Origin of the sequence: Corynebacterium argentoratense DSM 44202 (assembly GCF_000590555.1) — a bacterium.
GTDB lineage: Bacteria > Actinomycetota > Actinomycetes > Mycobacteriales > Mycobacteriaceae > Corynebacterium > Corynebacterium argentoratense.
This window is the reverse complement of record NC_022198.1, coordinates 805,198-820,701: the sequence shown is the minus strand read 5'-3', so window position 1 is coordinate 820,701 and position 15,504 is coordinate 805,198. Positions and strand designations below refer to the sequence as shown.

General features: G+C 59.2%; 14 protein-coding genes and 3 tRNA genes. 2 read left to right on the top strand and 15 right to left on the bottom strand.

What is annotated here, in order from left to right:
* Nucleotides 1-47 precede the first annotated feature (47 nt).
* On the top strand, nucleotides 48-308 hold the full coding sequence (locus tag CARG_RS10050; RefSeq protein ID WP_144198538.1) for a hypothetical protein: 261 nt from the start codon (nucleotides 48-50) through the stop codon (nucleotides 306-308).
* A gap of 50 nt (nucleotides 309-358) precedes the next feature.
* Here CARG_RS10050 and CARG_RS04020 read toward each other — a convergent pair.
* The 5 genes from CARG_RS04020 to gltX all read right to left on the bottom strand — a co-directional run bounded on the left by CARG_RS04020 (nucleotide 359) and on the right by gltX (nucleotide 3,143).
* Nucleotides 359-431, bottom strand: a tRNA-Glu gene (locus CARG_RS04020).
* Nucleotides 432-479: 48 nt separating this feature from the next.
* A complete protein-coding gene (locus CARG_RS09615) occupies nucleotides 480-1,277 on the bottom strand; it encodes a hypothetical protein (protein ID WP_020976124.1) in 798 nt (265 codons plus the stop codon).
* A 91-nt stretch (nucleotides 1,278-1,368) separates the two neighbouring features.
* Nucleotides 1,369-1,441, bottom strand: a tRNA-Glu gene (locus tag CARG_RS04010).
* Between the two features lie 24 nt (nucleotides 1,442-1,465).
* Nucleotides 1,466-1,537 (bottom strand) — tRNA-Gln (locus CARG_RS04005).
* 115 nt (nucleotides 1,538-1,652) lie between these two features.
* The gene (gene gltX / locus CARG_RS04000; RefSeq protein WP_020976123.1) at nucleotides 1,653-3,143 is read right to left on the bottom strand and encodes a glutamate--tRNA ligase; all 1,491 of its coding nucleotides are present in this window, start codon (nucleotides 3,141-3,143) and stop codon (nucleotides 1,653-1,655) included.
* 62 nt (nucleotides 3,144-3,205) lie between these two features.
* On the opposite strand from gltX, the gene CARG_RS03995 reads away from it, so the two are divergent.
* Complete coding sequence (locus CARG_RS03995) at nucleotides 3,206-4,327, top strand: isochorismate synthase (RefSeq protein WP_041747394.1); 1,122 nt, start codon at nucleotides 3,206-3,208, stop codon at nucleotides 4,325-4,327.
* 8 nt (nucleotides 4,328-4,335) lie between these two features.
* Here CARG_RS03995 and CARG_RS03990 read toward each other — a convergent pair whose 3' ends face one another.
* The 10 genes from CARG_RS03990 to CARG_RS03945 form a co-directional block, all read right to left on the bottom strand.
* Nucleotides 4,336-5,133 (bottom strand): fumarylacetoacetate hydrolase family protein, encoded by a 798-nt coding sequence (locus CARG_RS03990; RefSeq protein WP_041746964.1) that lies wholly within the window; start codon nucleotides 5,131-5,133, stop codon nucleotides 4,336-4,338.
* Nucleotides 5,134-5,156: 23 nt separating this feature from the next.
* Nucleotides 5,157-5,795 carry an exonuclease domain-containing protein gene (locus CARG_RS03985; protein ID WP_041747393.1) on the bottom strand — a complete coding sequence of 213 codons (639 nt, stop codon included), beginning with the start codon at nucleotides 5,793-5,795 and terminating at the stop codon, nucleotides 5,157-5,159.
* 56 nt (nucleotides 5,796-5,851) lie between these two features.
* A complete protein-coding gene (locus CARG_RS03980; protein ID WP_020976119.1) occupies nucleotides 5,852-7,726 on the bottom strand; it encodes a putative nucleotidyltransferase substrate binding domain-containing protein in 1,875 nt (624 codons plus the stop codon).
* A 42-nt stretch (nucleotides 7,727-7,768) separates the two neighbouring features.
* Entirely contained in the window at nucleotides 7,769-8,224 is a 456-nt protein-coding gene (locus CARG_RS03975) for a hypothetical protein (RefSeq protein ID WP_020976118.1), read from the bottom strand.
* A gap of 124 nt (nucleotides 8,225-8,348) precedes the next feature.
* Entirely contained in the window at nucleotides 8,349-9,380 is a 1,032-nt protein-coding gene (locus CARG_RS03970) for a 3-isopropylmalate dehydrogenase (protein ID WP_020976117.1), read from the bottom strand.
* 74 nt (nucleotides 9,381-9,454) lie between these two features.
* On the bottom strand, nucleotides 9,455-9,952 hold the full coding sequence (locus CARG_RS03965; RefSeq protein WP_041747392.1) for a flavin reductase family protein: 498 nt from the start codon (nucleotides 9,950-9,952) through the stop codon (nucleotides 9,455-9,457).
* 11 nt (nucleotides 9,953-9,963) lie between these two features.
* A complete protein-coding gene (locus tag CARG_RS03960; protein WP_020976115.1) occupies nucleotides 9,964-11,139 on the bottom strand; it encodes an acyl-CoA dehydrogenase family protein in 1,176 nt (391 codons plus the stop codon).
* Between the two features lie 3 nt (nucleotides 11,140-11,142).
* The gene (locus CARG_RS03955) at nucleotides 11,143-11,688 is read right to left on the bottom strand and encodes an OsmC family protein (protein WP_020976114.1); all 546 of its coding nucleotides are present in this window, start codon (nucleotides 11,686-11,688) and stop codon (nucleotides 11,143-11,145) included.
* A 231-nt stretch (nucleotides 11,689-11,919) separates the two neighbouring features.
* Nucleotides 11,920-13,512 carry a phosphoglycerate dehydrogenase gene (serA, locus tag CARG_RS03950; RefSeq protein WP_020976113.1) on the bottom strand — a complete coding sequence of 531 codons (1,593 nt, stop codon included), beginning with the start codon at nucleotides 13,510-13,512 and terminating at the stop codon, nucleotides 11,920-11,922.
* Between the two features lie 105 nt (nucleotides 13,513-13,617).
* Nucleotides 13,618-15,468: a GmrSD restriction endonuclease domain-containing protein gene (locus CARG_RS03945; protein ID WP_020976112.1), complete on the bottom strand. Its 1,851-nt coding sequence runs from the start codon at nucleotides 15,466-15,468 to the stop codon at nucleotides 13,618-13,620.
* Between the last annotated feature and the right edge of the window lie 36 nt (nucleotides 15,469-15,504).

Sequence of the window (15,504 nt, the reverse complement as noted above, 5' to 3'; positions counted from 1 at the left end):
CGCGCGCTTTCCCCTTCGTAGTTCACCTCAATGAAGTCTTTGCCCACGTGGGCCTCGAACCCGTCGAAGCCCGGCACCACTACGACGGCACCCTTGTCCAGCCTGCGCACGTCGGTGGGCTTGGCCGTATTGCCGCCACGCTGGCGCTCAGCGATGTAGCCGCACACTTGCCAGCTAAGGCCAAGGACGACGACATCCAGTCGTTGTTCATCGAGCTGCACTACACCGCCGACGGCGACGATGACCCAGCAATGGGGACCACAGCGCTGATTGACGACTTCACCGACTATCAGCCGCCGGCCCAGTAGCTGACGACATAGCAAATCCCGGAGCCTGTAAAACTCCGGGATTATTTTTGTACCCCGTACGGGATTTGAACCCGTGTTACCGGCGTGAGAGGCCGGCGTCCTAGGCCGCTAGACGAACGGGGCATATGCGCTCTATGCGACGAAGATCAACTATATAGAGCGCAGCGATCTTTACCAAATAAGGTCGCTGAACTGCGGCAACACCCACACTGCCCGTGCCCGACCCAGGCTGCGACCGTCCACGATAACCAACCGGTTCAGCGCCACCGGCCCAATGCGATCCCAACCGCGCGACGCGTGCTGGGTTTCGCGCCGACCCTGTACCCAGGTATGAATATCGTGTCCCAGCATGCACCGACACTCCCGCGCCTGATCCCTAGCGTCACCGATGCTCCTGTCGGAGGTGGTTTCCGCAGCAGACGGCGCTGCGTGCGGATGCGAATCTTCGCTTTCTATGTCGATGAGTAGACGCACCCCATGGGGGTCGATATCGGCGGCGAACCACGGTTGCGGCTGTGCTGCCCCTTCAGTCGAATTCAGCGATAGCCCGGCACGAGGGATCGTCATTGGGTTGAGTGCCTCGACTACTCCCAACCGCGCATTTACCCCATCGGCGGTGGTGAGGCGCAGCGGCCGCCCCACTTCGCAAACGTCAATCGAGGCGTAGTGCCACACAGATGGCCGTACCTCACCTCCAGGCAGGGTAATGACGTCGCGATGGTCGATGTAGACAACACTGCCGTCGGTTTGCACGCGCACACAGGTGCCGGGTTCTATCTGGCTGATGCGTGAGGGGTAGGTGGCACGTAGGTCTTGGAGGGCTTGAATGAGTTCTTCATCTGTAGATGTCCAACCGATGCCGCGCAGTTCGAGCGCTCCGAATAGTGCAGGAAGGGAGAGTCTTGGCTGCCCTTCCCAGGTGTCGCGCAGTTCTTCGAGGACGCGTGGAATGCGGGAAGGGTCAAGCATTCTGTCATCATAGCGCCCTGGTGCCCGTCTGAACTCAGGCAGATACGCAACAGCGCCTCACCCAACTATGTGGGTGAGGCGCTGTATTTCGTACCCCGTACGGGATTTGAACCCGTGTTACCGGCGTGAGAGGCCGGCGTCCTAGGCCGCTAGACGAACGGGGCTAGCGTTAGCAGTAGAAACTGCAGCTGGCCTACCTGGACTCGAACCAAGAATGACGGTACCAGAAACCGTAGTGTTGCCAATTACACCATAGGCCATCGTTTACTTTCGCGATCTGAGTCGGCCGCGTAAGCAACGAGGAATAATATAACCACAGCAAACACGCGCCTGCAAATCAGCAGGCCACGTGATTAAAACTGTGAGGGTGTAGACCTAGCCTTGCGCAGACTCGCTCCCCCACGGGGTTTGGGCCAAACAGGATCGCAGACGGTTGAGCGTCGATTCTTTGCCCAGCAGTTCCATGGACTCAAACAGTGGGGGTGAGATAGCTTCGCCGGATACGGCCACTCGGAGTGCGCCGTAGGCCTTACGCGGCTTCAGCTCAAGCTCCTCGATCAGCTTGGCTGAGAGGGCCTTTTCGATGGCGTCAGTGGTGAAGTCGTCAACGCCTTCAAGAACGTTGATGGCTTCGGTCAGTGGCTGCACGGCGTCATCGTTGAGATTCTTCTTCGCCGCCTTGTCATCCAGCTTGATGTCCTCATCTGCAGTGACGAGGAACTTCAACAAGCCCCATGCGTCTTCGAGCTTCTTGATGCGTGTCTGCACCTGCTCTGCCGCAAAAGCGAATTTGTCCGCCGGGTAATCAGCGGGGAAGTCCTTGTACTCCTCCAGGTAGGTACGCAGGCGTGTGGTGAAGTCATCGAGTTCCAGCAAGCGGATGTGATCGGCGTTGATCGCTTCGAGCTTCTTCTGATCAAAGCGCGCAGGGTTACCCAATACGTCGGCCACGTCGAAGTTCGCGACAAGCTCATCGATGCTGAAGATGTCCTGGTCCTTGGACAGGGACCATCCGAGGAGCGCCAGGTAGTTGAGCATGCCTTCGGGGATGATGCCCGCATCACGGTGATTGAACAGGTTGGACTGCGGGTCACGCTTGGACAACTTCTTGTTGCCCTCACCCATCACGAAGGGCAAGTGACCAAACTCCGGGGTGCGTTCCGCGACACCGATGCGGATCAGGGCTTCGTAAAGCGCCAACTGGCGCGGGGTGGAGGGCAGAAGGTCTTCACCACGCAGAACATGGGTAATGCCCATCAGCGCGTCGTCCACTGGGTTGACGAGGGTGTACAGCGGGGCACCGTTGGAACGGGCCACAACGTAGTCAGGCTGAGTCTCGGGCTTGAACTCGATCTCGCCACGCACGAGGTCGTTCCACTTCCACACCTTGTTCGGCATCCGTAGACGCCACACAGGTTTACGCCCTTCCGCTTCGAACGCTGCGATCTGCTCTTCGGTGAGGTCGCGGTCGAAATTATCGTAACCCAGTTGCGGGTCGCGGCCGGCGTCGATGTGGCGCTGCTTGACCTCTTCGGCCGTGGAGTAGGCGGGATAGATCTCCCCTGCTACCTTAAGCTTTTCCAACACGTCGAGGTAAATGTCCATGCGCTGGCTCTGACGATAAGGCTCGTTGGGGCCGCCCTTTTCGACGCCTTCGTCCCAGTCCATGTGCAACCATTTCAGCGAGTCAATGATTGCTTGGTAGGACTCTTCGGAGTCTCGTTCTGCATCGGTGTCTTCGATGCGGAAGATCAGTTTGCCGCCGGTGTGGCGGGCGTAAGCCCAGTTGAATAGCGCGGTGCGCACCATCCCAACGTGGGGTGTTCCGGTGGGTGAGGGGCAAAAGCGTACGCGAACGTCAGACATAAGGCTCTATCTTACCTGGCTGCTAGAATCGGCTAGTTGTGACTTCTGCTCTCGTCTCCCACATGGCTTCTCTTTTTCCGGATCGCCCTTCAACGGCTCCGGATTTTTTGCTCTCCCGTTCCACTGGTTCGGTGCTCACGCAGGGGTCTGTAGAGACGTTCACGGATCCTTCGGCAGCGGTGGATGCGCTGAAGAGTTCCCGGGTGGAGATGGTGGTGGGGGCGCTGCCTTTCCTCCCAGCAGGAGCTGGTGGCGCGGCTGCAGCCCTGACTGTGCCCGAGGTGATCCGACGCGAGGCTACCAAGCTCCACCCGCACCAGCATTATCGGGGGCCGGCTCCCAGCGCGCATACGGTGGACACGACGCCTTCTGCTGATCAGCACGCCGCGCTAGTCGCCCAAGCGGTCGATGTACTGCGTTCAGACGCTGCCCTAGACAAGGTTGTTTTGGCGCGTGCGGTGGATTATCGCTTCGACTCCCCCACTGATCCCCTGCTGATCGCCGCTCGCCTTATCGATGGATCTTTGCACGGCAATGGTTTTATTGCTGATTTGTCTCCGGCTGGCGGTGGCATGCTTGTTGGCTGTTCGCCGGAGGTGCTGGTTCGGCGCCACGGGCGCGTTGTGTCCGCGTATCCCCTAGCGGGTTCCCTGCCCCGCAGCGAAGACAGTCAGGAAGATTTACGACGCCGCGACGCGCTGCTGTCTTCAGCTAAGGATCTGGCCGAGCACGCTTTTGTGGTAAAGAGCCTCAGGCAGTCCTTGGCCCCGTTCTGCGAGCTCAGCATCCCGGAAAAGCCGGAGGTCACTGCCACCCGAGAGATGTGGCATTTGGCTACGCCCATCACGGGCAGGTTGCGGGACGGCTCGACGACAGCATTAGAGCTCGCGATGGCTGTGCACCCGACGCCCGCGATCTGCGGTACCCCCACCTCAGATGCCTATGAGCAGATCGCCCACTTAGAACCCTTCGATCGTGGTTTTTATGCCGGCGCGGTCGGTTGGTGCGATAGCCAGGGCGATGGCGAATACATGGTAGCGATTCGTTGCGCGGAGGTCGCACCCGATTGCTTGAGTGCACGCGCGTGGGCGGGAGGCGGCATTGTCGCCGCATCGTCGCCTGACGCCGAGGTTGCGGAGGCGGAAGCTAAGCTTCGCACGATTGGCCGCGCCCTCGGCGTCTAAACCACCTCTTAGGCGCGCTCGACCGGGTTACCCAGGGTGCCGACACCCGGGATCTCGATGCGGATGTAGTCACCCGGCACCATCGGCGCGGTACCTGCCGGAGATCCGGTAGACACGACGTCACCAGGCAGGAGAGTCATGGACTCGGTGATGCGCTCAATAATCTCGCCGATCGACAAGATCATCTGATCCGAATTCGAATCCTGCTTCAGCTCAGTGTTGCCCTCGTGAGTCAGGTACGCCTTGATAGGCAGGTTGTCCAGGTCGATGGAATCAAGGTCGGTGACGATAAACGGGCCCATCGGGGCGAAAGTATCAATGCCCTTCGCACGCGCCCACTGGCCGTCAGCGAACTGAAGGTCGCGGGAAGACACATCGTTCATGATGGTGTAGCCCAGCACGACGGACTTCCAGTCTTCCGCCTTGACCTTTTTGCAGGGGCGACTGATGACCAGAGCGAGCTCGCCTTCGAACTCGACGCGGGTGGCGAAGTCCGGGATTTTGATGGGAGCCTCGGGGCCAACAACAGCCGTCGGGGGCTTCAGGAACATTGTCGGAGGCAGGGACTCAGCGCTCTTTTTGAACACCTCAGCGACGTGGTCGGCGTAGTTGCGGCCGATCGCTACTATCTTGGAGGGCAGCATGGGAGCCAACACGCGTGCTTCCTCCGCACCGTACTCTTTGCCGGTGTATACCGATTCGCTAAAAGGGTGCCCTTCGATGGCTTTGTAGCGGATGGAGTCACCCTCCCCTTCCACTACACAAAAGGTCATTCCGTCTGGTGTCGCAATTCGTCCGTAACGCATGAAACAGTAGTGTACAACTTTATTCAGGGGTTTAGCAGCTGCTTGAGGATAGCGCCCGTGGATACATCAAGGGCTAAATAGAGTTCTGCGCAGGCCAGAGCATCCGTGAGGGCATTATGGCTCGGATAATAGGGTAAGTCATACCTCCCCCGGATTCGTGCAAGCCGGAGGTCTTCGCCGCGTGGATAGGTACCCATTTTTTCCATATGTCTGCGCTCAAGGGCGAAGGTATCGACGATGGGAACATGCAGCGCCGCACCAAAGTAACGCCGACAAGCGTGTGACAAAAACCCTTGCTCGATGTTTTTAAAATGCGCCAACATCACCCGCCCGCTGAGAGCTTTTAGTAACGCCGTGAGTGCCTGCTGTGGGTCAGCGCCTGCCGCCACAGCATCGTCTGTGAGTCCGTGGATGGTGGCTGACTCTCCGACCCCCGCGGCGTCATTACCATCGTTGAGGACATAATATCCGGCCCCAGACAGGTCAATCTCCCGACCGTTAATGGGAACCCATCCAATGGATAACAGGGGGTGTTTGTGGGGGTCGAGGCCCCCGGTTTCGACGTCGACGGCGAGCAGGCGCAGTTGCTCGGACGGTGTTGACGCCGCGGGGGTTCCGGCCTCGTAAAACTGGCGGAGAGCTCCCGTTGAGGCAGCGCGCATCGCAGAGGTTGGGCGGGTGGTGTCGCCCGTGATCAGTTGTTTTAGCCAGCCTGCCATCAGATGTTCCTCACCGGGAACTTGGTTGCTAGCGCGTCTTGCATGGATTTGATGATGCGGAAAGCATCGCGGAGGTGGTCACGATCAAGACGCCCCAACGACTGCGGATCAATATGATAATCCGGGTCTTGCCCCGCACGGATGTGCGTTGCTTGGTGGCGCAACACGATGGAGTTAAGGAAGTCGAAGGCATCGGTTAGGTCCGACGCGCCACGCTCGGACACTGAGTCTCCAGCGGCTGCGGCGAGACGCTGCCGGGTGCCAACTTCTTCACTACCGCTGGCCAGGGCGAACAATCGGGCCATCTGCACGATGCCCGCAATACCACCTTTTTTGACGTCGAGCGTGTTGGCGTAATCGCCCCCGCGTTCAACGACGAGACCGCGGAAAAAGCCCAGGGGCGGCTCGCGTCGCGCGGCCAGAGCTGCCAGGTGGGCATGGAAGCGGCGCGCATTTTTGGCAGTACTGACGGCGTAACTGTGCACCCGCTCTGCTAGTTCGCGGTCACCGTGGATGGCACGCATGTCGAAGAACACCTGTGCATTGAGCAGTGCATCGGGTTCGGGCGCTGTGATCCACTGGTGAAAGGTGCGATCCCATTCGCTGGTGGTTTTTCGCCATTCGGGATTACTAGCCATCATGTCCCCGGGGCACAGTACTTGGCCGGCTACGTCGAGCCCGGTGCATACGCATTGGCTCAATTCAGAAAAGTAGTCAACGTGCTGGGGGTTGCTTGGGTCATAGTCGTCGCCCAAAATGATGGCGTTGTCTTGATCTGACGCAAGCCCCATTCCCCGGCGGCCTTGGCTTCCCAAAACCACAAAGGCGTAGGGCACCGGTGGCTGGCCTAGCTGTTCTTCTGCGAGCGTGAGCAGCCGTCCGGCGAGCGCGTCGGCGGCGACGGTGAGTAGGCCGGTAACTTCCTCGGCACTGGCACCTCGTTCGATAAAGCGCGCAGCAACCTTTCCGGCGGATTGGTAGGTTTCACGTAGTTCTTCGGGAGTACTGCGTTGGTTGAGATCCGCCGTGAGGTAAATGGGGTCATCCTGCAGCAAACGCATGATGTCTGCAGTGGCGACAATTCCGCAGACTCCGCCTTGACCATCGCTGATGGGTAGGTGATGGATTCGGTGTTCGGCCATGAGCAGCATCGCTTCGAACGCTAGGGTGTCCGGTGCTGCCGTGAGCGGACGCGGCGTCATGATGGCGTTTACGGGGGTGTTGACGTCGAAGGCGCAAGCGACAACGCGGCCACGCATGTCACGGTCGGTCACGATGCCTACGAGTGTGCCACCGTCCATCACAAGGAGAGAGGACACTTTGTTTTGCTCCATGGTGTGAGCAGCTTGCTGAATAGTGGCGTTGGTATCGACGTGGGCTGGAGCGGACGTCATAAAATCGCCCACCCTCGTGCGCAGGATCTCGCTTGAAGAGTGGTGGCGTAGTTCTTCCGCAGCGGCTTTGATGCGGGCGGATTGGCCAGAGTAATAGCGGGCAAGGTCGGGATGGCGTTCGGCCAATTCTGTGACAACCTCAGCTGGTAGGCACAGCAATAGAGTGTCTTCCACGGCGATCATGTCGTAGCGGGAGGGCGCCGCAGGGTGGGTGCCGATGGCCAAGGTGGAGTACCCGAAGGTTCGCCCAGCATCGCGTCGGTCAAGCAGGATTCCTTCATCACCAGCAATGTCGATCGCGCCGCTGCGGATGATGTAGAGGGTGGAGTTGACCTCGCCCTGTTTCACCACGATGTCGCCCCGGCGTGCGTAGCGCATCGTCATCCGGCTGGGGAGGCCCTCAAGCTCCTGCTGGGGAAGATGCGCGAAGGGCTCGATTCCTGCAAGAAAACCGCGTACTTCTTCTAATTCGACGCTCATACATGGCGATTCTAGCGACCTTGTGGGCTATTCCGTGCGGTTTTAGCAGGCACTTTGGTGCAATAGAAGAAGGTCCGGGGCGTCGATCGTGCTTTCTACACGTGTGTCCCGGTCATCTGCCGCAGAACCGACATAAACGGCGTAGTGCACCACCCGGCCTTCGTTAAAGTGCTGGCGGGAGGCCCATTCTGTGATTTCACTCAGCCAGTTGCGACTGTCACTGGCCAAAGGCTGAACCCAATAGCTTTTGACGGTGGTGGTGTGCGCAGCCGAGCGACCTGCGGGAGAATCCTCTGAGATCTCGCCGTCTTTCGTGCGTGGTGTGACGACCATGTGGGTGCTAGCACCCAACCCTAATGGCGCCTGGTTGAACTCTCTACGGGACACAGCAGGTGCGGTGTCGATAAGGAAGGATACGAAAAAACGGACTGTCCGCGCGCCTTCCAAACGGTGGCCTAAAAAAGCAATGTCAACCTCGGAGACCTTGACGCCCTTCATGTTTAAGTATCCTCCTGCCTGGTGTGTCTAAGGCAACTAGCGCATCTGGATAACAATGCTAATCACTTTATCCTGTGGCGCGCATGCAACATAAGGCTCACCAAGCAACAAAGACAGACGTTCGCTATCGCTGGGCCCCGCCACGGATCGCGTTAGCGATACGGTCCCCCACCTCAACCGTACGAATGGGGCTATCGCCACGCCCGGCGACGTCCTCGGCTACTGCTTCTTCGATGCGCCGGGCGTTGTCTTCGTCACCGAGGTGGCGAAGCATCATTGCGGCTGACAGGATGGCTGCCGTGGGGTCGGCGATGCCCTGGCCGACAATATCAGGCGCGGAGCCGTGGACGGGCTCGAACATCGACGGGTTTGTTCCGGTGGCGTCAATATTGCCGCTGGCGGCGAGGCCGATACCGCCGGTTACTGCACCAGCCAGGTCGGTGAGGATGTCACCGAAAAGGTTGTCAGTGACGATGACGTCGTAGCGGGCTGGGTCGGTGACCATGTAGATCGTTGCAGCGTCGATGTGGTTGTAGTCGACGGTGACTTCTGGAAACTCTTGGGCGACCTCGTTGACCGTACGCTGCCACAGTGAACCCGCGTTGACCAGAACGTTGGTCTTGTGAACTAGGGTGAGGTGCTTGCGGCGGGCCTGCGCGCGCTCGAACGCGTCGCGAACAACCCGTTCAACGCCAAAGCGGGTGTTTTGGCTGACTTCCGAAGCGACCTCATGTGGCGTGCCTTCACGCAGGGTGCCGCCGTTTCCGCAGTACAGTCCCTCGGTCCCTTCACGAACAACGATGAAGTCGATCTCTCCAGGGTTGGCCAGGGGGCTGGTCGCGGTGGGGTACAGCTTAGAGGGGCGGAGGTTCACGTGGTGGTCGAGAGCAAAGCGCATCTTGAGCAGAAGTCCACGTTCCAAAACCCCGGGCGGCACTGCCCCCGGAGCGCCGATGGCGCCAAGCAGAATGGCATCATGTTCGCGTAGAACTTCAATGTCAGCATCGGTGAGTAGTTCGCCGTTGCGCAGGTAGCGGCGAGCGCCAAGGTCGAAGTCGGTCGTGGTGATGTCGTCGCGGACTGCCTGCAGGACTTTCAACGCCTCTGCGGTAACCTCGGGGCCGATACCGTCCCCACCAATAACTGCAATTTTCATCTTGCGGAATACCTTTCCCACTACATGGAACTAATGCAATTATAGTAGCAGCCCCACCGACCAACACCCCCACCTCAGGGGCGACTGCCCGATCCCCCACCCCACGTTTCAAGCTTTCCCCGCATGTAACGCAGAGGAAACACGGCGTCATCATGCCCACAATCATTGACGCGGATAGTAATGATTGTGTGATCTCCCCCCGGCAGCCAGCTCTCAACGGTGCCCAAGAACCACGCCGCAGCGCCAGCAATAAACGCCACACCCCCGTGGCGTTCCACCTCGACACCAGCGAAGCGATCGGGCACATGACGAGCGAATTGGGTTGCGATCTGAAGCTGATCCTCGGACAACACACTCACCCCCACGGCCTGGCCAGGTTCAAGCTTGCCAAGGGTCTGCGAGCGACTATCAATGCTCACCAGCACCATCGCAGGTTCCAGAGACAGCGAACAAAAAGCACTGACAGTCAGCCCATGGTCTCTACCCGAAGAATCAACGCCGGTAACCACAGTGACACCAGAGGGGAAGCTACCCACCGAAGCTCGCAGTTGCTGACCCGTGACCGTATCCATGGCAATCAACACTACCTGCTCCCCCTAGAGTGATCACCGCTAGACAACAGCAGTTGCGAAAACAACTCTGACACCTCGGCCGCCTCTGCACGAGCCAGCTCCCAACGCAGTTGCGCCTCAGAAGGCGACTGCACGGGCAGGAACGCAGCCTCCCGCATCCGGCGCGATGCCGGGCTAAACCGCGCATACCCCGCACCGCCAGCCACTCGAGTTTCCAAGCGGCTAGCCTGGGTAGCCAGCTCTGCGGCCTCTAAACGCAGCGTCAGCAAGTCCACCTTACTTACAGAAGCACCCAACTCGACCTCGGAGATCAATTCGGAATGATGACGCCGCGCACGCGTTAAGGATTCAACAACGGTGCGGTATTCACACCCTAGGGATTGGTTGACGCCCACAAAACGCGGCGCAGCGCCGTCGAGTGCGGCCTGCGCAACTCCCAGGCACTCGGCCACCTGCAACAGCAAAAAAGTGGGGCGCACGGCGGCGACAAAATCGCAGAAATCGAAGCTCAGAACCTGTTCCTTCCTAACCCTAATGTCGATATCGACCCAGGAACTTGCCGTGGAGTTCAATCCAAGTAGCGACAGTTCATCGCCAATAGTGACGCCTTGTGCATTGGCGTCAACAGCAAAGATCAACACCTGCGGACGCTCGCCCTGTCGAGCATGCTCGCAGCCCTCCCACTCGTGTTCTATACCGGTCCGGACAGCCGCCGCCGTGATAATCACCGCGTTTGGATAGAGGTTTGACGCCCAGGCCAAACGCCCCTTGACTCGCCATGCACCGTCAGGCTGCGGCTCTGCAATGAGCGGTATGTCGCCGCAGCCACTGGCGTACTTAAACGCGGCCGCCATGCCTGTGACACCGGGACGACCAGATTCCAACTCGGAGATGCGCTGTTGTATGTAAGCGCTGGCATTTCCATGCCGCAAGTATTCGAGCGTCATCAGCTGAGCCCAGGTTGAAAAAGCGACGGAGAGATCCCTGGTTGCAAGATCAAACAGCAGTTGAGCGCGGGCAGCCAGACTGCTGGACGCAAAGCCGTGCCGGGCGGCGAGCTCCTCGAAAATGTAGTACGCCGAGAGCTCTCCTTTATCAACGGCCGCAGCACGGTCACCCACCGTGTCTAAAAGAGCCGGTTTACTGTCGTCCAGGCGCCGCGCGACCTTAGTACTCAGCTGTGCCATGGCTTATACCAGTTCGGAGGTCAGAGTGGCGGGACGGGTGTATGTATTCACCACGGGCGACCAGGCGATCGCATCATCGTGGATCTTTTGCAGCGTCTCGCGATCAGCATCCCCCTCGAGCGTCACCTTCACCCTCACGTCGGATACACCCGGTCGCTTGTGCTCACCCAGGTCGCCCACGCCCCAGGTCGGAGAGATGTCGATATCGCCTTCAATATCAATGGAGATGTTGGTCAGGGTGACGCCGCGATGGGTTGCGATTGCCTGAATACCTACGGAGATGCACGCGGCCAAGGCCGACTGGGCGACCTCGGTGGGGTTGGGGGCGCTATCGTCACCAAGTAGTGCTGGGGGCTCCGATACGAGTACCGGCTTGAGGTCGCGAATCTGGGTGTAGTTGCGGAACTGGCCGTCGGCCTCGGTGTGGGTGCGGATGGTCTTGCGGCCACCCTCCGGGTTGTCAATATTTTTTTGCGCTAGTTCGCTCAGACGCTGCGCGTCGATCGGCTCGAGGGGCTGCCCTTGGAGGTGGTTCGGGGTGAGGGACATAGTGTGAGTGCTCCTTGTACTCGATACTCGAGCCCCATGGCTTGCGGGGCCGGAGGATGTGTGTAAAACGACGCCGTTTGGCGAAGCATTAACCACCCTAGCCGCCTAGAGACTACTTTGTCTAGTTTAAACGGACCGAGCAGTCTACTAATCACTTAAAACACAGCACAAAGCACAAATCCCGCCGCCCACACAAGGGTGGGCGGCGGGATTTCTAGCTAAGGGCTAGGGCTAGTCCAGATCAAGCTGGAAGGCAACGGCACCAAGATCGGCGCGGATGTCCTCGAGCAAAGCCTCCGGAACTTCCTTGTCTACACGCAAGATCAAGGTGGCCTTCTCACCATCAGAGTCCTGGGACAGTGCAGCCGCGTTGATGTTGATATCGGAAGCGCCGAGCATGGTGCCGACCTTGCCGAGCATGCCGGGAACATCGCTGTAGTGCAGGAAGAGGTTGCGGCCTTCGGCGCGCATGTCCAAGCCACGGCCATTGATACGGACGATCTTTTCGATGCGCTCAAGCCCGGTCAGCGCACCGATGACAGATACAACCTGGCCGCTAGCAGAAATGGCCTTGACCTCCAGAACGCTACGGTGAGTAGCGGACTCGGGTGCAGTGCTGACCTTCAGGGTGACGCCGCGCTCTTCCGCAATGCGAGGAGCGTTAACGAAGGTGACGGGCTCGTCGACAATGCCACTGAAAACGCCGCGCATAGCGGACAGACCCAGTGCGTCAACCTGCTCGTGGGAGAGCTCACCGCGTGCTTCAACCTCGATGGTGTCGCAGGCAGAATCCAGCACCTCGGCGGCAACCAGACCGAGCTTGCGCGCAAGATCAAGCCACAGCGCGACTTCTTCGGCCACGCGGCCACCTTCAACGTTGACTGCGTCTGCGACGAATTCGCCAGCCAGAGCCTTCAGCACAGAATCTGCAACGTCGGTACCTGCGCGGTCCTGAGCTTCCACGGTGGAGGCTCCGAGGTGCGGAGTAACGACAACCTGAGGCAGAGCAAACAAAGGCGAATCAGTGCAGGGCTCGCTTGCGTAGACGTCAAAGCCCGCACCACGGATGTGGCCGGAGGTGATAGCGTCTGCCAAAGCTTGCTCGTCAACCAGGCCGCCGCGTGCTGCGTTGACGATGATCTGACCCTTCTTGGCCTTCGCCAGGAGGTCCTTGTCAAACATGCCTGCGGTTTCTTTGGTCTTCGGCAGGTGAATGGTCACAAAGTCCGAACGACCCATGAGCTCTTCAAGCTCAACCAATTCCACGCCCAGCTGGGCTGCACGGGTGGGGTTGGCGTAGGGGTCGTAGGCGATGATGGTGGTTTCGAATGCAGCAAGACGCTGGGCGAACAGCTGGCCGATGTGGCCGAAGCCGACGATGCCGACAGTCTTGTCGAAGATTTCGACTCCATTGAAGGAGGAACGCTTCCACTCGCCCTCACGCAGAGTTTTGTCTGCTGCGGGGATCTGACGGGCCGTGGACAGCAGCAAGGCGATTGCGTGTTCACATGCGGAGTGGATGTTGGAGGTAGGTGCGTTGCACACCATGACTCCGCGTTCGGTTGCGGCGGGGATGTCAACGTTGTCGAGACCGACGCCCGCGCGGCCGACGATCTTCAGGTTGGGTGCGGCTTCGAGGACTTCCCGGTCAACGGTGGTGGCGCTTCGTACCAACAGTGCGTCGGCGTCCGCCACAGCGGCCAGAAGTTCGGGTCGGTTGGGGCCGTCTACCCAACGGACCTCTACTTTATCGCCCAAGGCGTCCACTGTGGACTGGGCGAGCTTGTCTGCAATAAGTACTACCGGTTGGCTCACTAGCTTCATGCTCCTGAAAGCGTCTTTTGTTGTTTGCATCGCAAGCGCGATACCGGCACAAAGTTTAGCTGGCAGGCTAGCCAAAGCTGGTGCCGGGGTTAATGGGTGGGGGGATCAGATAAAGGCGTTGGGTCCTTCCTCGCCGCCCCTGAGATCGGATTCGTTGACGTCGCGTACCGCAGTAGAACCCATCGCGTATTCGACCATGCCGATTAGCCGGTCGCGTCGATCGGCTAAGAATTCCATGGCCTGACCACGGTGAAGCAGCTCTGGATCAATCAAATGGGAGGTGAGCACAGCGTCAAACTCTGCGTCATCAAGTAGTGATTTCGACTGCACCCGTGGCAGGTATCGGGTGGGCAGGGTTCCATCGATCAACACTTGTGTTTTTGGTGACATCGGTGTCCTGTTGATCACCGAGGTGGCCAGCGCAGGCTCGATGCCCACTTCCGCACACCACGCCAGTGGGAACATCGGTGCAAAATCCGGGTCAAGTTCTTCCTGGTTGCCCTTGAAGGGTAGCGTGCTGCGCCAATCCTTAGCACCACGCCCCTGGATCAGTGCATACACGCCCTTGTACACGGCCGACTTGTCGGTGCCCGACAGCAATCGTGATTCGTTGAAGGTTGCACCCTGCACGCTGGAGGGAACCTGAACGCCAGGTCGCCCCGCGACGTCATTACTGTCTTTACTGCCCTTTTCACCCGGTGCGGGCGCATCCAGCACCCACGCGGGTACCTCAGCGATGTCGATGGCGGCCCGATGGATCACCGCACTGGAACCATAAAGCTCACCGAACACACCACACCAGAACCACCGGTTGAGCCGATCGAGCTGGGGTTGAGTCATCGCTGCTTCGCCCTCGGCTGCGAGCTTTCGATCAAGCAGCGTCAAAATGACAGCCAACGGCACGATCTGGAAGGTATAGGGCACATCACTGCGGGCCAGCATGCAGCGCTCCGCCAGATAATCTGCAGCCTTGATGAAGCCCTCCCGCAAAGGTTGTGCCACGGCGAGGTAGTCCTTCAACGTGAGGTTCAAAATGTCTTCGCACTGACCGCTGGAATGCCCGGCGCGAGCAGTCACGTACAGGGCGACGGCCTGGAGCCACTCAGTTCGCTTGATCCCGTCGAGGTTGGGGTGCTGGCGCAGTTGTGCCGAGGTGCGTTCCCAATCCTCAACCAGTTTGAAATCTGGGTCTTGGGAGGAAAACACCGCGGTGAGTAGGTCAAAAATGCCCATCGGCAGGCCCGCATTATTCGCTGCGGCGAAAATGGAACCAACTCCACCTTGAGCGGTCTCACGATCGAGCCTGATCATGGGGACCTGGTAGCGGATAAGAGGCTTTGCGACCTGATTGTGGAAGCTCTTGATTGCCTCCTTCATGTCGGGCTTGTGCTCGGCCAAATCGAACAACATATCGGTGCCCTCGTCGCTGAGCAATGCGGCAACAGGGATCACCCCGTGGGACAGGGCGCTGGCAGGATCATCAAGATCGATCGGCTTTAGGGTAGAAAAATGACTACGTATGACGCCGCGTCCATCTACTGAAATCACGGCGCCATCCGGCATCACATCCTGGCTGACAGCCTTGGCGATGTCCACATAAAAAGCACGCCTGATTTTTTTGTTCCTAAAATCCCGTGCATCGACAAATCCGTCACCTCGGAGGCAGTGATACAAAGTGGTCAAACGCTGCTGGCCGTCGAGCAACAGCAAGCCCGGGTTCACCCCATGGTCGGGCGCGTCGGCCAAAGGACGCGGACGGAAACGCATCGGCGTATTGCGAGTATCCAGGGCCATAATCGACCCCATGGGATAACCGCGCAGGACGGTCACTACTAGTGCGCGCATCCGATCAATATCCCAGGAGTACTCCCGCTGGAAATCTGGAAGCTGCAGATCGCCGCGATCAATGCGGGCAAAAAGGTCTATGAGGTCGTAGCTCGGAGTAGAAAAACCCATGGCTTTAACGCTACTCCGGTGGGCCATTCACCTGCA